At 36.2% G+C, this 20,581-nt stretch carries 13 protein-coding genes; 11 read left to right on the top strand and 2 right to left on the bottom strand.

From position 1 onward, the window contains the following. The first annotated feature begins 273 nt into the window (after window positions 1-273). The 9 genes from ACF3OB_RS11310 (at window position 274) to ACF3OB_RS11270 (ending at window position 14,169) form a co-directional block, all read left to right on the top strand. Window positions 274-717, top strand: a complete 444-nt coding sequence (locus ACF3OB_RS11310) for a Fur family transcriptional regulator (RefSeq protein ID WP_042008119.1) — start codon at window positions 274-276, stop codon at window positions 715-717. 23 nt (window positions 718-740) lie between these two features. Beyond that, window positions 741-2,015, top strand: a complete 1,275-nt coding sequence (locus ACF3OB_RS11305) for an adenylosuccinate synthase (protein ID WP_392447771.1) — start codon at window positions 741-743, stop codon at window positions 2,013-2,015. 25 nt (window positions 2,016-2,040) lie between these two features. Next, window positions 2,041-2,859: a 3-methyl-2-oxobutanoate hydroxymethyltransferase gene (gene panB / locus ACF3OB_RS11300; RefSeq protein ID WP_095893165.1), complete on the top strand. Its 819-nt coding sequence runs from the start codon at window positions 2,041-2,043 to the stop codon at window positions 2,857-2,859. Between the two features lie 175 nt (window positions 2,860-3,034). After that, complete coding sequence (gene nagB, locus ACF3OB_RS11295) at window positions 3,035-4,981, top strand: glucosamine-6-phosphate deaminase (protein ID WP_119652369.1); 1,947 nt, start codon at window positions 3,035-3,037, stop codon at window positions 4,979-4,981. Between the two features lie 106 nt (window positions 4,982-5,087). Next, window positions 5,088-5,885 (top strand): YoaK family protein, encoded by a 798-nt coding sequence (locus ACF3OB_RS11290; RefSeq protein ID WP_095893167.1) that lies wholly within the window; start codon window positions 5,088-5,090, stop codon window positions 5,883-5,885. After that, window positions 5,815-6,519: an RluA family pseudouridine synthase gene (locus tag ACF3OB_RS11285; RefSeq protein WP_392420318.1), complete on the top strand. Its 705-nt coding sequence runs from the start codon at window positions 5,815-5,817 to the stop codon at window positions 6,517-6,519. The genes ACF3OB_RS11290 and ACF3OB_RS11285 overlap by 71 nt, the downstream gene beginning before the upstream one ends. A gap of 78 nt (window positions 6,520-6,597) precedes the next feature. Then, window positions 6,598-8,019 (top strand): L-serine ammonia-lyase, encoded by a 1,422-nt coding sequence (locus ACF3OB_RS11280; protein ID WP_212895568.1) that lies wholly within the window; start codon window positions 6,598-6,600, stop codon window positions 8,017-8,019. Window positions 8,020-9,077: 1,058 nt separating this feature from the next. After that, on the top strand, window positions 9,078-12,269 hold the full coding sequence (locus ACF3OB_RS11275; RefSeq protein ID WP_241697262.1) for a TonB-dependent receptor: 3,192 nt from the start codon (window positions 9,078-9,080) through the stop codon (window positions 12,267-12,269). A gap of 13 nt (window positions 12,270-12,282) precedes the next feature. Next, the gene (locus ACF3OB_RS11270; RefSeq protein WP_095893169.1) at window positions 12,283-14,169 is read left to right on the top strand and encodes a RagB/SusD family nutrient uptake outer membrane protein; all 1,887 of its coding nucleotides are present in this window, start codon (window positions 12,283-12,285) and stop codon (window positions 14,167-14,169) included. A gap of 394 nt (window positions 14,170-14,563) precedes the next feature. On the opposite strand, the gene ACF3OB_RS11265 is transcribed toward ACF3OB_RS11270, so the two are convergent. Both ACF3OB_RS11265 and ACF3OB_RS11260 read right to left on the bottom strand, forming a co-directional pair. Then, window positions 14,564-16,828, bottom strand: coding sequence for a M1 family metallopeptidase (locus ACF3OB_RS11265; protein WP_392447768.1), 2,265 nt, complete (start codon window positions 16,826-16,828; stop codon window positions 14,564-14,566). A 34-nt stretch (window positions 16,829-16,862) separates the two neighbouring features. Next, entirely contained in the window at window positions 16,863-18,518 is a 1,656-nt protein-coding gene (locus tag ACF3OB_RS11260; RefSeq protein WP_042008132.1) for a ribonucleoside-diphosphate reductase subunit alpha, read from the bottom strand. A gap of 422 nt (window positions 18,519-18,940) precedes the next feature. On the opposite strand from ACF3OB_RS11260, the gene ACF3OB_RS11255 reads away from it, so the two are divergent. Both ACF3OB_RS11255 and ACF3OB_RS11250 read left to right on the top strand, forming a co-directional pair. Further along, window positions 18,941-19,084 carry a hypothetical protein gene (locus tag ACF3OB_RS11255; RefSeq protein WP_156127630.1) on the top strand — a complete coding sequence of 48 codons (144 nt, stop codon included), beginning with the start codon at window positions 18,941-18,943 and terminating at the stop codon, window positions 19,082-19,084. Between the two features lie 103 nt (window positions 19,085-19,187). After that, window positions 19,188-20,579: a decarboxylase gene (locus ACF3OB_RS11250; RefSeq protein WP_042008134.1), complete on the top strand. Its 1,392-nt coding sequence runs from the start codon at window positions 19,188-19,190 to the stop codon at window positions 20,577-20,579. The last annotated feature ends 2 nt before the right edge of the window (window positions 20,580-20,581 follow it).

Raw genomic sequence — 20,581 nt, 5'->3', positions numbered from 1 at the left:
AATATTCGCAAGGAAATATTTTCTAAAGAACAAAAAATTAACCGAAGGATGATTCTTTTTTAGAGAGCACATCACGAACACCTTAACTTTAAAAACTATAAAAGTAAGTAATAACACTAGATTTTGAAGAACCTAAAAATTTATTTTATAAATTGATGGCATAAAAAATTGCACTTGGGTATTGAATCTAAGGTATAAATAATATCAAACCATAATTGTTTAATAGCAAAAAAAATTGTAACTTTGTCCCTTATAATTAACACTTGAAAAGATATGGCTAATACCACAGAGGAAAATCTGGAAATTGTTCGTAAGGTTTTCACCGCCTACTTAGAGGAAAATGGACATCGAAAAACACCTGAACGTTTCGCTATCGTGAAAGAAATTTACGAAAGTGGTGAACATTTCGATATTGAAACGCTGTATATCAGCATGAAAAACAAAAAATATCGAGTAAGTCGTGCTACGCTCTACAATACTATTGAGTTGCTTTTGGAATGTGGTTTGGTACGTAAACACCAGTTTGGACAAAACCAAGCTCACTACGAGAAATCATACTTTGATCGTCAGCACGATCATGTAATTTTAACCGATACAGGCGAAGTGTTTGAATTTTGTGATCCGAGAATCCAATCTATCAAAAAAACAATTGAAGAGGTTTTTAATATCGAAATTACGAACCATTCGCTATATTTTTACGGAAAGAAAAACAAATAACCAAATCATAAAATCGCTAAAAAATGGCAGTAAATTTACTTCTTGGGCTTCAATGGGGCGACGAAGGAAAAGGAAAAATTGTAGATGTTCTCACTCAAGAATATGATATCATAGCTCGTTTTCAAGGAGGACCTAATGCAGGACATACTCTTGAATTTAACGGCATCAAACACGTCTTGCACACCATACCGTCTGGAATTTTCCATGAAAGTGCAATAAACATCGTTGGAAATGGGGTAGTTATTGATCCTATCATCTTCAAAAAAGAAATCGAAGCACTCAAAAAATTCAATATTGATCTGAAAAAAAGATTATTAATCTCTCGTAAAGCACATCTTATTTTACCTACTCACCGATTGTTAGATGCTGCTTCTGAAACTTCAAAAGGAAAAGCAAAAATTGGTTCTACACTCAAAGGCATTGGACCTACTTATATGGACAAAACTGGAAGAAATGGACTTCGTGTGGGGGACATCGAATTGGATGACTTCAAAGAACGTTACCGCAATTTGACCGACAAACACGAAGAAATGATTTCTCACTACAATGTTGAAATTCAGTACAACTTAGCTGAGTTAGAGGCTGAGTTTTTTGAAGCTATAGAGGTTCTAAAAAGTTTACAGTTTATTGACAGTGAGGAATATATACACCAAGCTATCAGAAATAATAAAAAAATCTTGGCTGAAGGAGCTCAAGGTTCGCTGTTGGATATTGATTTTGGCACGTATCCTTTCGTAACCTCGTCAAATACTACGGCTGCTGGAGCTTGTACTGGTTTGGGGGTTGCTCCAACGCAGATTGGAGATGTGTTAGGAATTTTCAAAGCTTATACCACACGTGTAGGTAGTGGACCTTTCCCTACCGAATTGTTTGATGAAACAGGTGAAACAATGGGACGTGTGGGTAAAGAGTTTGGAGCTACCACTGGGCGAAAACGTCGTTGTGGTTGGTTGGATTTGGTTGCATTACGATACGCTGTTCAAATAAATGGAGTTACACAGCTGATGATGATGAAAGCCGATGTACTAAGTGGATTTGACACTTTGAAAGTATGTACTGCATATCTGTATAAAGGACAAGAAATCAAACACTTACCATACAATATTGAGGAACAAAATGTTACGCCTATCTACACAGAGATGAAAGGATGGGCTCAGGATTTAACGACAATCAAAGATCATAATAAATTGCCACAGGAGTTGCTAAATTATATTGATTTCTTAGAGAAGGAACTCGAAGTACCAATTACCTTAGTTTCGGTAGGTCCTGACAGAACGCAAACTATACACAGAAAATAGGCGATTATAAATCAACAATTTGAATATGTCAGTAGCAAAAAAAGAATATAAACGTGTAACAACCAAGTCACTGATTGATATGAAATCAAGAGGTGAAAAAATCTCAATGCTTACGGCGTATGACTATACGTTCAGTAAACTCATTGATGGAGCTGGAATAGATGTTATTTTGGTGGGAGATTCGGCAAGTAACGTAATGGCAGGACATGAAACGACTTTACCAATTACGTTAGACCAAATGATTTACCACGCTTCATCAGTGGTTCGTGGTGCGAACCGTGCCTTAGTAGTAGTCGATTTGCCTTTTGGTTCATATCAGTCCGACCCTAAGGAAGCTCTACGTTCTGCCATCCGCATAATGAAAGAAAGCGGTGGACACGCAGTAAAATTGGAAGGCGGTAAGGAAATAAAGGAGAGTATAAAGCGTATTTTAAATGCAGGAATCCCTGTTATGGGGCATCTGGGATTGACACCACAATCAATTTACAAATTTGGTTCATACACTGTTCGAGCAAAAGAAGATGCTGAAGCTGAAAAACTAAAACAAGATGCTCTTTTACTGCAAAAAATGGGATGCTTTGCTATTGTTTTGGAAAAAGTTCCTGCAAAATTAGCGGAAGAGGTTGCTAAATCTGTCTCAATTCCAGTAATTGGTATCGGAGCAGGAAGCCATGTGGATGGCCAAGTACTTGTACTACACGACGTACTTGGAATGACTCAAGGGTTTCATCCTCGTTTTCTACGTAGATACGCTAATTTATATGAAGATATTAATTCAGCGGTTTCTCGCTATGTCGAAGATGTGAAAAACATAAGTTTTCCAAATGAAGAAGAAAGTTATTAACTAATTATTCTTCTCACATGAGAGTATTCTGATTTCGGAAATAAGTAGATATTACGGATCATACAGTGATTGAATCAAAGAGAGTCTTGCATCCTTAATCCATACTTAAAAAATCAAAAGATTATTATAACTTATTACCTAAATAAAGTAAAGAAACAACCAAAAAAAGAATAAAATGAGTACAACCATTCAAAAAAACACGCAATCCATCAAACACCAGCCTGCTGGATTGTTCGAGGAAACTCGCTATGAAAAAATACACAATGTTATTTTTTCGGATGCAAATTCGGCTTCTATTGCCGTAGCCAAAGAAATAGCTGAATTGATTAGAACAAAACAAGCTGAAGGAAAGAATTGCGTACTCGGTTTAGCGACTGGCTCTTCTCCTGTAAAGGTTTATCAGGAGTTAATTCGTATGCATAAAGAGGAAGGTCTTAGCTTTAAAAATGTAATTACGTTCAATTTGGATGAGTATTTCCCAATGCAAAAGGAAGATATTCAAAGTTACTGGCATTTTATGCACAAAAACTTATTCAACCATGTGGACATACTTCCTGAAAACATCAACATCCCAAGCGGAACATTAGGCAAGGAAGAAGTTCGTGACTACTGCTACGCTTATGAAGAAAAAATAAAACAAGCAGGTGGAATTGATTTCCAACTTTTAGGAATCGGACGTACTGGACATATCGGATTTAACGAACCTGGTTCAAACGTAAATTCCATCACGCGTATGGTCACTTTGAACAAAGTAACAAAAACGGATGCAGCACACGCTTTCGGTGGATATAAAAATGTACCTAGTAAAGCCATTACGATGGGAGTTGGAACAGTTTTAGCGGCTCGTCGCGTAGTGCTTTTGGCTTGGGGAGCTTCTAAGGCTTCTATCATTGCAAAAACTATTGAAGGAGAAGTTTCATCACAAATTCCCGCTACATTTTTACAAGAACACAAAAATACAACTTTTGTGATTGATGAAACGGCTGCAAGTGAATTGATTCGCAATAAAACTCCTTGGTTAGTAGGAGATTATGATTTCAATAATAAAAACGAAGAAGAAATTGCACGTGCGGTAGTTTGGTTGTGCGAACGTTTAGATAAAACCATTTTAGGACTTCGTGAGGAAGATTATCTTGAAAATGGATTAGGAGTCTTGTTAGAGGACACTTCGGCTTACGACCTAAATATCCGTATTTTTAATCGTATTCAAAGAGCCATCACAGGTTGGCCAGGCGGAAAACCTAATGCCGATGATTCGTATCGACCTGAGAGAGAACATCCTCACAAAAAAAGAGTTATTATTTTCAGCCCTCACCCCGACGATGATGTAATTTCAATGGGAGGTACTTTTGACCGATTGGTAGAACAAGGGCACGAGGTACATATTGCTTACCAAACTTCGGGAAGCACGGCAGTTGCTGACACTGAAGCGTTACGTTTTGTAGAAGTAGCTCATGATATGTTACTGGGAAAAACGGATGTATCACATCTTGAAAAAGTAATGCAAATCCTTAAAAATAAAAAACAAGGAGATAAAGAGACCTTGGATGTTTGGAAACTTAAAGGAAACATTCGTCGCCATGAGTGCTATGGAGCTACGCGTTATTACAATGTTCCCGATGAAAATTTGCATTTCTTGAACTTACCTTTCTATGAAACTCAAGCGGTTGAAAAACAACCAATTGGTGAGGCAGACATCAAAATAATAGAAGATTTGATTCGTGAAGTAAAACCTCATCAAATATATGCAGCAGGTGATTTAGCCGATCCTCATGGAACACATAAAGTATGCTTGGATGGAATTTTTGCTGCTTTGGAACGTTTGAAAAATGAAGATTATATGAAAGATTGTTGGGTGTGGCTTTACCGCGGTGCATGGCATGAGTGGGATGTTCACGAAATGGAAATGATTGTTCCTATGACACGTGACCAAGTGCTTCGCAAACGTCAGGCGATTTTCTTCCACCAATCACAAAAAGACGGAGCTATGTATATGGGAAGTGACATGCGTGAATTCTGGCAAAGAGCAGAAGAGCGAAATTCTGATACGGCTAACCGTCTTCACAAACTTGGTTTGGCAAAATATCAAGCTATGGAGGCCTTTAAACGTCACTTTTTTTAATAGTCAATGACACTATATCTTTTTACAAAAGGTAAATACATGCAGGGGCGTAGTCTATACGCCCTTGTATGATTTATTGAGGTTATTGATTTTTAAGGCTTATAAAATGTTTCGACATCAGGGAAAGAAAAGGACTCCAAAAAATAATCTGCAAATAGCGGTAGTATTATCTTTCGTTGCAGGGGTCGTAAATGTTGTTGGATTTCTATTTTTAGGGAAATTGACAACTAACGTAACGGGGCATTTTGCACTCTTTATGTACGACGTTTTTATTATGGAATTTTGGAAAGGAACTCTCTATTTATTATATATTCTTTCATTTCTAATGGGTTCATTTACATCGGGTTACTTAATAGAAACAGCAAATTTTTACAAAAAACACAATATTTTTTTAGCTCCAACCATTGTTGAGTGCTTTTTGTTATTTACAGCAATGGCTCTCAACTATTTTATCACTGATTTTTCGAATGATGTGACAGCCTTTATTCTGCTGTTTGCAATGGGTGTACAAAACTCTTTCGTTACGAAAATATCAAATTCAGTGGTACGAACTACTCACCTAACGGGACTTTTCACAGACTTGGGTATCGAACTTTCACAGTGGATTTATCTGAGTAAAAATAAACACAAAAATCAGCTAAAAAACTTAAAATCAACTATTAAACTTCGATTATTTATCATTACCTTTTTCTTTTTAGGAGGATTATCCGGAGGTTTTTTCTTCGTTAAGATGAAGATGAATCTATACGCTCTTACCATTGCTATAGCATTACTTTTGGGAGGTTTGTTCTATGACGACTTCCGATTTATGTATTTGACTAAAAAACGAAAATATGAAAGTAATTTCAAACGAAAAAAATTTAGACGTTCTCTACGAAGACAATCATTTAATCATCATCAATAAACGAGCAGGAGACATCGTTCAAGGTGATAAAACTGGCGACACTCCACTCAGTGAAATTGTAAAATCATATCTCAAAGAGAAATACCATAAACCAGGAGAGGTTTTCCTTGGTGTGGTACATCGTTTAGATAGACCTACTACAGGAATTGTAGTTTTTGCAAAAACTTCAAAGGCTCTTTCAAGGCTCAATACCCTATTTGCTAATAAGGCTGCTGTTGAAAAAACATATTGGACAATGACTGATAACTGTCCGACCGAAAGCGAGGGAACCTTAGTTCATTGGCTTACGCGAAACTCGGAGAAAAATAAATCCACAGCCCATTCAAAAGAAGTTAAAGATAGTAAAAAGTCTATTTTACATTACAAAGTGTTAGAAAAACTAACCAATTACTATCTGTTGGAAATTCAATTAATTACAGGAAGACATCATCAAATTAGAGCACAATTAGCTGCTGTAGATTGCTTTATTAAGGGTGATTTAAAATACGGAGCCAGACGTTCAAATGCAGATGGTAGTATTCATTTACACGCTCGAAAATTGAGTTTTATTCATCCTGTAAAAAAGGAAAAAATCGAAATCATCGCTCCCCTACCCGATGAGCCTCTGTGGCAAAAATTGACCGTAATTCGGTAAAATATTTCCAGAAAATTTTAACTACAGAACAGCCTAAATTACTATATTTGCGGTAAATTTACTATGACAGCAAATACAATGGAAAGAATCAGCGTATTCGATATGTTAAAAATAGGGATAGGCCCCTCAAGTTCACATACCTTAGGCCCTTGGAGAGCTTCTGAGGCATTTGTTAAAGAATTGAAAGACAAAAATTTTTTACATAAAACTTTTGAAGTTCGAGTAGATTTATATGGTTCATTGTCCTTAACTGGAAAAGGGCATGCTACGGACTTAGCTGTGATGTTAGGGCTTAGTGGTGCTGACCCTGAGTATGTCCCTATTGAAAGTTTAGAAGTCATCATCAATGCCATCAATAGGAATCAGGAACTTTGCTTAGGGAATGAGTCAATTATTAAATTCATTCCTTCAGAAAATATTGTTTTTAACAAAAACTTCTTGCCTTTCCATGCCAATGGAATTTCTTTTACCGCAAAAGGCAATGATTTTGAATATAATTCTACTTTTTATTCTATAGGAGGAGGTTTTATTATCAAAGAAAACGAAGAAAGCGACAATAATACAGGAAAAGTTGTCCGAAATTTTCCTTTTCCAATTGAAAAAGCTACCGAATTGCTAGAATATTGTCATAGAGAAAACAAAAAAATCTCAGAAATTGTTTTCGAAAATGAAAAATCTATACGTTCAGAAGCCGAAATTGATAGCGAACTATTGCGTATTTGGAATACAATGCTTGAATGTGCCTACATAGGTTGCCACACTGAGGGGATACTGCCTGGAGGGCTAAACGTTCGTCGTCGTGCTTATGATATTCATAAAAATTTGATTGGGGTGGTAACATATCACAATCCACAAGATTGGTTGCTTTCTATCAAAAAAACGAATGTTAAATTCCGTGAAATATTGAAATGGGTAAGCTGTTTTTCACTGGCTGTCAATGAAGTAAATGCCTCATTGGGTCGCGTGGTTACAGCTCCAACTAACGGAAGTGCGGGTGTAATTCCCGCTGTATTGCTCTATTATTTAACTATTGAAAATCATGAGGCTTCCAATGAGCAAATCAAGCAATTTTTGTTAGTAGCGGGTGAAATAGGTAGTTTATTTAAAAAGGGAGCTACTATTTCTGCTGCGATGGGAGGTTGTCAAGCTGAAATTGGCGTTTCATCAGCAATGGCGGCAGGAGCTTTATGTGAGTTGATGGGAGGTACGCCAGACCAGGTGCTTATAGCTGCTGAAATTGCCATGGAACACCATTTAGGACTTACCTGTGATCCCATCGGAGGTTTGGTGCAAGTGCCTTGTATTGAAAGAAATGCCATGGGAGCTATCAAAGCAATTAACGCGGCTGAACTCGCTATCGAAACAGACCCCAAAAATGCGAAAGTCCCTATTGATAAAGTAATTAGCACTATGTGGGAAACCGCCAAAGATATGAATCATAAATATAAAGAAACTTCGGAAGGAGGGTTAGCTGTGGCTGTTAGTTTAGCCGACTGTTAGTTTGAGAATGTTCTTTGAAGATGTTGAAAAGAGTAAAAAAGGGAAAATTAGAGTATCCCTCGAAAAATATTTATTAAATCACTCCCGTGCAAAAGTTTTTGATTTTTGGACGTTTTTTATGTAACTTATCGGTTTTGGACAGTAAAAACCTTTGTAGGATAAAAATGAGAAATAAACATTTAAACAATTAATTATTAAGTGTTTGTATTGTATATTTGTCTCATTAAAAGCTCCAAAAGCCTATCCGTTACGACCTTTGATTCTTACAATATAGAAAGAAGCAATCGAAAAGATTCTTTTAAAACAAAAATGGCTACCATTATATTGCGTTTTTCATCACCCCACATCATTAAAAAGGACTTTCCACTTCGGGCGAAAAACCTTGCAATGGATTAGTGCTCTTCAAAATGTTGCTCTTCAAAATGTTGCTCATCGGAATGTGAAGCAACCATCTATCGGCTATAAAACTCTGCAGATACAGGTGAAAGATTCTGTCCTAAGTTTACCGAAATGAAATACTTTCATTTCTATTACTTTCGGAAATCAACCATCAATTGGAAAAACACAGAGTCGTCATTCATGAAAGTATGAAAGTAGATACAAGTATACGCAAAGTTGGTTTTATTCGAAAAAACCGAAATCTTTTGAAATCTCCTAAGATCGAAAAGAAGATGAATTGTCCGAGGGAAAAGTTGAAAAACAAAAGATTTTTTAAATAAATTACTAAAAATGTAGTAGACAATTGAGATAGATAACTCAAAAAAAGAGGCGGGTAAAATCAATCCGAAAAAATGGGAAAAACGATAAAAAGTACACTTTTAAATTTTCAAAAACACATGTAAAAAATCATTCGAATACGGAAATATAGGGATTAAATGGTTCTTACAAAGGTCTCAATAATTTAGTAAAAAAATAGGGTCTAAGAAATAACTATTAAAACCAATCTTCTAAAAAAGTCTATTTTTTGTCCATTACACCCAAAAACATAACAAAAATCATGTTTTTCACTTCTTTTTTTTCATAAATTTGGCACATGTAATCATAAAAATTAACACTATATGCTAAAAAAATTATTAACTACACTTATGCTGACATTTTTAGCTTTACCGCTAATAGCACAAGTGAAAGTAACTGGAAAAGTTACTGATGAGATGAATAGCCCTTTACCAGGAGCTAATGTTATGATAAAAGGGACTAAGAGTGGCGTGGTTTCCGATTTTGATGGAAATTACGAAATTCAAGTGCAACAGGGCGATGTACTTGAATTTAGTTTTATTGGTTTTAAGACGCAATCCAAAAAAGTAATGGACGAAAGTGTTAAAAACCTGATTATCAATGTAATTCTTGAAGAGGAGACACAACAGCTTGAAGATGTAGTGGTAATTGGATACGGAACACAGAAGAAAGAGAACTTAACAGGAGCCGTGTCGCAAGTGAAGATGGCGGAGGTTTTAGGTGATCGTCCCGTAGTTAATACATCTAGTGCTTTACAAGGAGCTGTTGCAGGATTACAAGTAACGAGAAATCCTACCCCTGGGCAAAATGGTAATACCCTCCAAATACGAGGAAATCTATCCATTAACGGAGGAGGTCCTCTTGTGCTGATAGATAACGTACCTGGTGATATAGGCTCACTCAATCCAGAGGATATTGAGTCAGTTACTGTGTTAAAAGATGCTGCTTCGTCTGCCATTTATGGAGCTCGTGCAGCGGGAGGTGTAGTACTCATAACCACCAAACGACCTTCTTCAGGTACTAAATTTCAATTCAATTACAATTACAACATTGGTTTTGAAAAATCAATTAATAAACCTAAACAAGCTTCTCTATATGAATATTTTGAGGCATATCAAGAAGCAGGTTTTCCTAACGCATATTGGGCAAATTCACAGGATGTTACCAAATGGGTACAATATTTAAAAGAATACCGAGAAAACCCATCTAAATTCAATATCATTGGTGATGGTATTTATGTAGATCCCAGCGGAATTCCTTATTATTTACACGAAAAAGACTTATATGACAATATATTAAGTACAGGACTTTTGCAGACGCATAATGTATCTGTTTCGGGAGGGACTGACAAGTTACGTTATCGTATGTCTGGAGGATACAATCACGAAGATGGCCCTTTGATTACCGATAAAGATTCCTACAAACGTAAAAATTTAGGAGCATTTATTTCAGCAGATATTGCTAATTGGTTTACTCAAGAGGTTGATGTAAGATATTCTGAGTCCCAAAAAACGAATCCGCAAGGAGCTCATCTTTATAGCCTTCGATTGATTTCGTATTATCCAGAAGGAAATTTTCCCGCAAGTGTTAATATTGGCTCAAATAAAGACCTGCCTTTAATTACACCGCGTAACTCTATTTTAGGAAATAACACATCAGTAAACAATGGGGGTACAACGCGTATCTTTTCAAAATCTATATTTAAGCCTTTTGAAGGATTTACAGGGATTTTTGAATATACTTTCAATAAAACAGATAACAGACATAGCCATTTTTCTAACAAGTGGATACATACCTCTATACAAGGAGGCGAAACGTCTTCTCCAACAAAAGATGTATATCGGAAAGATTATAGTTTTACTAATTACAATTCTGTAAATGCTTACGGAACCTATACAAAAGATATTCTAAAAAATCATTTTAGTTTGATGGCAGGATTTTCTCAAGAATCAAGTTATTATGAGATAGTACGCAGTACCGCTGAAAGTCAGAATGTACCAACTGTACCTTCCTTTGGCGGTGCTACCGAGAATTTTGTGATAACCGATGGATATTCAGAATATACTATACGAAGTGGTTTTTTCCGATTCAACTACAATTATGATAGAAAGTATTTACTTGAAATCAACGGACGTTATGATGGCTCTTCAAAATTCCCTAAAAATTCTCGTTTTGGTTTTTTCCCTTCTGCATCACTAGGTTGGCAGGTAAGTCGTGAAAATTTTATGGCTTTTTCCGAAAACTGGCTTAATGAGTTTAAGTTACGTGCTTCGTGGGGACAAATTGGAAATCAGAACATTAATCCTTATCAGTATTCTCCAACATTGGGAGTTTATAAGTCAAATGAATGGTCAGAAAACTTCGATAGAATTACAGCTATGGGGTTGCCTAGTTTGGTTAGTAATTCTTTTACTTGGGAAACGGTTACTTCCATTAACTTCGGGGCAGATTTTGGATTTTTTAATAATCGATTAAGAGCTACTTTTGATATTTTTCAGAGAGATACTAAAGATATGCTGACAGAAGGTGTTGTGCAATTACCTGCGGTTGTTGGTATCGCTGCACCTAGTCAAAATTCGGCAACTATGCATACTAAAGGTTGGGAATTTGAGATCAATTGGAAAGACAAAATAGGTGACTTTGGGTATCGTATAGGAGTTAATTTATTCGATAATCAGTCGAAACTTACTAAATTTGAGACTAATAAATCACGAGTTCTTTTTAACGGAAAAGGAGAGGCTTTATGGTATGAAGGACGTGATTTTGGTGAAATTTGGGGTTATGTAGCCGACGGATACTACTCAGTTGATGATTTTGCAGATGTTAACAGTTGGAAGTTGAAAGATGGGGCAACCTCTGTTAAAAATGTGAATGTACGTCCTGGTGATATGAAGTTTAGAAATTTACGTGATGACGAACACGCTACTAACCGAATTGATAATGGTAAAAATACGGCTGACGATCCTGGAGATATGAAAGTGATAGGAAACAGTTCTTTACGCTATCAGTATTCGGCTAATTTTGGTGTTAATTACAAAGGGTTTGACTTGAATGTAATGTTGCAAGGTATAGGCAAACGCGATGTTTGGATAGGTGGACAGGCAATATTTCCGTTTGCCCCAGATGGGCAATTCAATCCATTGTTTTATAATCAAACCGATTATTGGAGAGCTAAAAGCTACGACCCTTCAAATCCTGACTATATGGTTGCGGTAAACCCTAATGCTACCTATTACAGAATTTACGGGCAAGGAGGAAACGCAGGACATAACAGACGTACTTCGGATAAGTTCTTACAAGATGCCTCGTATCTTCGCATCAAAAATATTACTTTATCATACGCTTTCCAAAAACCAGTTCTCGAAATTTTAAATGTTTCTCAACTTCGCTTTTTTATAGGGGTTGAGAATTTGGCTACTTTCAGCTCTTTACCAAAAGGAATTGACCCAGAACGAATCAATTGGGGATATCCTTTTTCACGGATTGTTTCCTTCGGAGGAAGTTTAACTTTTTAAAATCAGTACAAAAATGAAAAATCTACTTAAAACTATAATAATCGTAGGGTCTTTATTTTCAGTAGGATGTAATGATGATTTTCTTGAAAAACACCCACTTGATAAACCTACAGAGGCTAATGCTTTCAAAAATTTTGATAATTTTAAAGCATTTGCTTATCCGCTTTATGGATTATTTCCTGGAGGGAATAATTATCACGCAGACCGCTATGCAGGATACCTTACACACAAAGGAGTAAGTGCTCAAAATCCGTATGCTTGGCAAACCATTGGTGATGCCGTTTCTGGAAATGGTTGGGATTTCGGTCACATTCGTCGTGCCAATATGCTTCTTGCTAATATTGACAAATCTGAGATGACTCAAGATGAGAAGAATTATTGGAGAGCTGTGGGGTATTTTTTCCATTCTTACAAGTATATGGAACTAGTAAACCGATTTGGAGATGTACCTTGGGTAGAAACAGTATTGAATGAAGATTCTCCTGAAGCATTCGGTCCACGAACTCCTAGGAAAGAAGTTACAGACAAGATTTTGGAGCGATTAAAATGGGCAGAACAACACATAGGAGGTGCCAAGTCGGGAAAGAATACCATATCTCAAGATGTGGTTCGAGTGGTACTCTCTCGCTTTGCTCTACGTGAGGCTACTTGGCGCAAATACCACAATTTAGGAGATTATGAAAAATATCTTGAAGAATGTGTTCGCGTTTCTGAACTTTTGATGAAATCATATCCTGCATTATACACAGGTACTGATGGACAGGTTGCTGCAGGTTATGGTGAACTTTGGACAAGCCCTTCACTAGAAGGAGTTCCTGGAGTGATTTTGCGAAAGGAATATTTTGATCACTCTTATTTCCGTCATAACGATAGTTATTTGGAACATACCTCTTCGCATTTCATAGAAATGCCACAACATACTGTGGATATGTATTTAACCAAAGACGGATTACCTATTCATAATGCTGCCAATACGCTCTATGCTGGAGATAAAACTCCTTATGAAACTTTCAGAAATAGAGATCCTAGATTATACCATACCGTAATACCTCCTTATAAAGTCTTGGCAAGAAGCCCAAAAGCTGGGGAAGAGGGTGGTTCTGGTTGGACATATACCAACAATCCTGCGGATAGGGAATATATTGATATTATGAAACCGAATATTACAAAAAGCAATCCAGGTGAAGGAATGAAACGCCTACCTGCACAAAACTGGAGTGCATCCTTAGTGCCCACTATTCCTAATTTTGTTGGAGGAGTTGGGGCTAAAGGGTTTGTTTCTTGTCGTTCAGGTTATTACGTATGGAAAAATTATAGTGGCTGGGAAAAAAGCTTTAACAATGGTGCCCTAAATACTTCTGATAAACCCATTTTTAAAATTGAAGAAGTACTGCTCAATTATGCTGAAGCAAAATTTGAATTAGGTGCTTTCAATCAAGATGTAGCAGACCGCTCCATAAATAGGTTGCGTGACAGAGCTTCTGTGGGTAGAATGATTGTAGCTAATGTTGATGATTCATTTGACCCACAAAGAGATAAAACGGTTGATCCTGTGCTTTGGGAAATCCGTAGAGAACGTATCATTGAACTTATGGGTGAAGGATTTGGGTTTGATGATGTACGTCGTTGGAAAAAGGCAGACTGGTTCGTTAATAAACAGGCTTATGGAATGTGGATTAAAAAATCTACTCTTGTTGGTAAAGAAGGTCCCACTGCCATAGTAGATTTGAATTCTGGACACGCAAATCCCGCTGCTACAGAAGGTTATCGATATTTGTATAATGACCCTGTAAAGGACGGGAAAGGCTGGTTAGATAAATATTACTTATATGAGGTACCATCGAATGAAATATTGCTTAACCCTGCATTAAAACCTAATAATCCAGGTTATGAAAAATAATTTTTTATCGAGGAGTTAGTTCTTTTAGAAGAAACTCTGATATGAAAAAATGTATTAAAGAGAAGAAGCTGTTCGAGACTTTTCGGACAGTTTTTTGTTTGGTGTTTTTCCTTAAAATTTTGTAATTTTAGGCTGTAAAAAAAACAACCGATGGCAAAGATACAATTTTATTGCCAAGTATAATTTCAGAAAATTACACGCAAAAATTAGAAATGTAGCCTAAAACAGGGAAAAATCTATATTGTTTCCAAAAACAATCTGAAAAATGTTACTTCAAAGTGAAAAATAGATTTTTCTTGGTAAAATGTAATTTATGCCTTTTCTATGAAAACAAAGAAGCTACCCTCTTCGGACAGCTTCTTTTAGTATGTTGAAAATCAGTGTAATCCTTATTTTATAGTTCTTCAGTAGTATGATGGTTATTTAGAGTATTAATATCTGCTGTAAGTTCTTCAGGATCAATCATAAATGAAGTTATACGTTCATTAGATGTTATGATGTACGTGAACTCCCTATTATTCAATCGCCACACTTGTACTGGAAATTTCATCATTTCCGAAGCACCGTCAGCATAATTAACCTGCAATAAAATAGGCATTGGAACACCTCCTTTTTTTTCGAACGTTACTTCGTAAAAATATGTAGGTTGCGGAGCCATTGACTGTTGCTCCAACGACCGATTATCGGCAACATAATCTCCTAAGGGAATTGATAATTCATATGGATGTTTGTCGAAATTCTCTTTTTTATAAGCAGCATCTCCTTTGGAAACAACATGTACTAAAGGCTGTAAGTCCGTAATTTTCATGTTTCGCTCTTTTAACATTGCCTTCAATTTGTCGTTTGGCGTATCCGATACTTGGTACAGTTTTACAGATTTAATACCCAAATCGACATACTCAGTAGAATAAAACCATGTTCTCCAAAACCAGTCTAATTCAACACCTGAAGCATCACTCATAGTTCTAAAAAAATCTTCGGGTGTAGGGTGTTTGAATTTCCAACGATTAGCATATGTTTTAAAAGCAAAATCAAACAATTCAGGTCCCATAATTACTTCTCGCAAAAGAGCAAATCCTGCAGCTGGTTTGCCATACGCATTCTCTCCTAATCTAGTAACTTCCTCTGGATTAGACATTACTGGCTCCAAGTAAGTTGGGTCACCTGACATATATTTCACAATCTGTTTGGCAAATCCACGTTTGCTTGGATACCTTTTATAAGGAGCAATGTCCTCAGGATATTGCTCCCCGTAGGACTGTTCAGCAAAGTATTGCAAATAGGTATTCATTCCTTCATCCATCCACCCCCATTGACGCTCGTCTGAATTTACAACCATGGGAAAAAAGTTATGTCCCACCTCATGAGTGATTACACTTATCATTCCAAATTTAGTATCCATTGAGGTGGATCCTTCTGAATTTGGACGACCATAGTTCCAACAAATCATTGGATATTCCATTCCTTGATCTTCAGCACTAATAGACACTGCTTTCGGATACGGATAGTCAAACGTAAATTTTGAGTATGTTTTGAGCGTATGAGCTACCACCTTAGTTGAATACTGTTCCCATAAGGGATTTGCTTCTTTTGGATAAAGTGATAAAGCCATTACCTTCTTATTACCTATTTTTACTGCCATAGCATCGTAAATAAATTTACGAGAACTTGAAAACGCAAAATCACGCACGTTTGATGCTTTGAAACGCCATGTCTTTTTTGCAGTTTCTTTTTTGTTTTCTTTAGCCTCAGCTTCGGCTTGGGTCACAATTACGACAGGTTTCTCAAATGATCTTTCAGCCAAGGCATATCGCTCTAACATCTTAGGGGAGAATACCTCTTTCCGGTTTTGCAATTCACCTGTGGCTTCGACAATATGATCTGCAGGAACTGTAATGGAAACATCATAATTTCCAAAATTCAAGGCGAATTCGGCATTGCCCCAAAACTGTTCATTTTGCCAACCTTCCACATCGTTATAGACCGCCATACGTGGAAAAAACTGGGCGATTACATATAAGCAATTATCATCTTTTGGAAAATATTCATAACCAGCTCTTCCTCCATTTTTTTGATAATTATTGATCTGATACCACCATTTCACTGAAAAAGAAACTTTAGTTCCCGATGCCAAAGGTTGTTTTAAATCCACTCGCATCATGGTTTCATTGATGGTGTACGCCAACTCTTTACCAGTAGCATCCTTGACCCATTCAATATGGTAACCTCCCTCAAAAGGTACTGCCATAAAAGTTTCAGCAAATCGTTGAGGTTCATAAGCCACGTCCATAAATTTGCTATTTCGTTTTTTGGTTGGAGCTTCTGGCAAACGCTTGTTTTGATCCAACTGTAACCACAAATAATCTAATGTCTCGGGAGAATTGTTATGATAAGTAATAGTCTGTTCACCATACAATTTTTGTGTTTGATCATCTATTTCTATTTTCATCACGTAATCAGCCTGTTGTTGATAATAGGCCACTCCTGGAGCCCCAGAAGCCGTTCTATACTGATTTGGAGTAGCAAACTCCTGATACATTCTCCTAAAAGGATTTATCATCCCTCGATCTATTTTTTTTGAGGATATATCTTCCACAGATTTCTCTTGTGAAAACATCACTATGGAACAGAAAATCAGAAAAAAAGTAAGTTTATTCATTGTTAGTATTCCATTTATATTCTCATTATTCGTATTATGCCTCACAACTACTGCAATTCACAAAATTCATCATCATCTCCTTAGCAACCGATTGACTTCGTTGGTAGTACAATGTTTTCACACCCAGTTTCCATGCCTCAATCAGCACCTTATTCACATCTTTGATTGGCATAATAGCAGGAATGTTCAAGTTCAAACTTTGTGTTTGATCAATATAAGCCTGACGCTGAGCTGCTTGGGTAATGATTTCCATTGGAGATATTTCCTTGAAAGTTTTAAATACATTTTTCTCATGCTGGGTTAGTTCTTGCAAATGCTGAACCGAACCGTGATTTAAGCGAATACTTCTCCAAATATCTTCATTATTCAATCCCTTTTCATCAAGCAAGGCAGTTAGGTATTTATTTTTACGCATAAAATTTCCCTTTGCCAATCCTACTTTGTAGTAATTACTTGAATAAGGCTCAATCCCCGGCGAAACTTGTCCTAAAATGGCAGAACTTGATGTAGTAGGAGCGATTGCCATAGTGGTAGTATTTCTACGCCCATAGCCTTTCAAAAGCTCAGGCTCACCATAGATATGTGCCAATTCTCTGGTAGCTTTATCCGCCTCTTCCTTAATATGTTTGAAAGCACGAGCATTAAATTGTGTTGCTTCAAAACTTTCAAACGGAATCATATTTTTCTGTAAATAAGAATGATACCCTAATACACCTAATCCCAGCGCTCGGTGGCGGATGGCAAAATTTCTCGCTGCCTGTAAGTAGTAATTTCCTTCTGTTTTTTCAATGAATTCCGACAAAACAGCATCTAAGAAGAAAATAGCTAATTTCACAGCTTTAGTATCTTTCCATTCGTCAAATAATTCCAAATTCATTGATGACAAACAGCAAATGAACGATTCATCAAAGCTGGATGGCAACATAATTTCACTACATAAATTACTTGATCGGATGAGCATATTATGATCTTTGTAGACCTGAGGACGATTTCTGTTCACATTGTCCGTAAAGAAAATGTATGGGAGTCCTTTCTGTTGACGTGATTCCAATACTCTTGCCCATAATTTGCGTTTCTCAAGGTCGCCATCAATCATTTCTTGCATCCAATAATCTGGTACACAAATACCAAAAAACAGATTCTGAATCGGAAAATTAACATCTTTAATTTGCAAAAACTCCTCTGCATCAGGGTGGTCAATATCTAAATAAGCAGCGAAAGCTCCACGGCGAACGCCTCCTTGCGAAACCACATCCATAGCCGAATCAAAAAGCTTCATGAAACTCACTGCGCCGCTTGATTTTCCATTGTCGGTAACAGCAGAACCACGATGACGCAACTCCCCGAAATAGCCCGATGTTCCACCTCCGATTTTAGTCTGCATGATTACCTCACCTAATTTGTGCGTAATCCCCTCAATACTATCAGGTACATGTACATTGAAACACGAAATTGGCAAACCACGTTCCGTTCCCATATTTGCCCAAATGGGCGATGAAAAACTAATCCATCCTTTGGTAATCATCTCTTTAAAGGCAGGTTGTAATTCAGGTTTGTAAAGCCTACGAGCCGCTGCATGAGTGATGCGATCAATTGCTCCTTCAACGGTTTCTCCTTTTAACAAATACCCTCTGTTTAAAATCTGCTCGGATTCTTCATTGAGCCACCAAATGTTTTGTTCTTCGTTCATAATGATTGTTTAGTTTTTTTCCTTAATTTTACTTAGGGAATGATTATTTATTATTAAGTTAAATAGTTAATTTTCAAGTAGATAAAATAAAAGAAAAATATATACGGAGTCATGGTATATCTATTTCTCGAATGCAAAATAAAGGCATAATTTTCAAATATAATAATCAAAAACGAATATGTTTTCAACAGGATTTTAACAACGAAAAGCAACTGTTGCCATATCAATAGGTTAAGATTTTTTGTCCCTTATTTAAAGTTAAAATATTTTTGTGTTCTATTTTTATGAACAATTTGTTGATATTAATTTCAAAAAAATATATGTTTATTCCAATAAAATATATAATTTTGCAACGTGTGTGCATGTTATATGCGTTTTTATAGGTAAGTAATTGATAATTAAGAAAGCACCTTTTACAAATAATGAATATTCTTCGCATTGAAAGAAAAAATATTTTAGATTCTATTTTCAAAGGAAAAGACATTTTGATATTTTTCCGATTGAGGTTTGTTGAGAAATCACAAGAACAACCTCGAAGAAAAAGATTATTGCCTTTGCGTATTTAATTTTCTATACTGATTTTATTCCTTTTTTTGATTTTAACACACCGAAAAAAATAGTTATTTAATCAAAAAATTTTTTTTAACCTAATATAAAAAATCAATATAAATGAAAAATAAATACATCGACTTAATAGACCAAACTTACTATTTTCCACAAGAAGAATTCAGATTAGAAGGAGACGAACTTCGTTTTCACGATATTGACTTAATGGAGCTGGTTCGTACATACGGAGCTCCGTTAAAATTTATGTATTTGCCTCGAATTTCAGAAAATATCCAACGAGCCAAATCGTGGTTTCAAAAAGCGATAAAAAAACATAAATATAAAGGAAATTACAACTATTGCTATTGCACAAAAAGTTCTCATTTCAAGCATGTTATGGTCGAAGCTTTGAAGAACGATATCCACATGGAAACTTCTTCGGCTTTTGATATAGACATCATCAACAACTTGATTCAGGAAGGACGAATCACAAAAGAAAACCATATCATTTGCAATGGGTTCAAACGCAATGGATACATTGATGGCATCGCTGACTTAGTAAATCGTGGATTTGACAGGTGTATGCCAATCATAGACAACTACGAGGAAATCAATCTTTTCGATAAGAAAATCAACGGAAAATACAATATAGGCATTCGTATTGCCTCAGAGGAAGATCCTCGTTCTGAGTTCTACACCAGTCGTTTGGGAATCGGCTACAAAAACATTGTCCCTTTTTACAACCGTGAGATAAAAGATAATGAAAAAGTTACATTAAAAATGTTACATTTTTTCATTAATACAGGAATCAAGGATAATGCTTACTATTGGAACGAGCTTCTGAAATGTTTGAAAGTATATATTCAATTGAAGAAAGTAGCTCCTGAGTTAGACAGCTTGAACATTGGAGGCGGTTTCCCTATCAAAAGTTCATTAGCTTTTGAGTACGACTACGCATATATGGTCGATGAAATCATTCGTCAGATAAAAATTGCTTGTGACCAGGAAAAAGTGCCTGTACCAAACATTTTTACCGAATTTGGAAGTTTCACAGTGGGAGAAGCTGGAGGGGCAATTTATGAAATCATGTACCAAAAGCAACAAAACGACCGTGAAAAATGGAATATGATAAACTCTTCATTTATCACAACCTTGCCTGATTCATGGGCTATTAACAAACGTTTTGTGCTACTGCCTATCAATCGATGGAATGACGAATACGAACGCGTTCTGTTGGGAGGATTGACCTGCGATGGTGATGACTACTACAATAGTGAACAAAACATGAACGCTATTTATTTACCTAAGTATAACAAAAACAAACCGTTATACATTGGATTTTTCAATACAGGAGCTTATCAAGACACTATTGGAGGTGTAGGTGGGTTGCAACACTGCCTGATTCCACAACCTAAAATCATACTTATTGACAAAGACGAAGAAGGAAAAATCTCTTCCCGCCTGTTTATGGAACAACAAAAAGCGGAAGATATGCTAAAAATATTAGGATATTAGGC

It is taken from the genome of Capnocytophaga canis (genome assembly GCF_043187445.1).
GTDB lineage: Bacteria > Bacteroidota > Bacteroidia > Flavobacteriales > Flavobacteriaceae > Capnocytophaga > Capnocytophaga canis.
The sequence above is the reverse complement of the archived record's forward strand: the minus strand, read 5'-3'. Positions and strand labels throughout refer to the sequence as shown.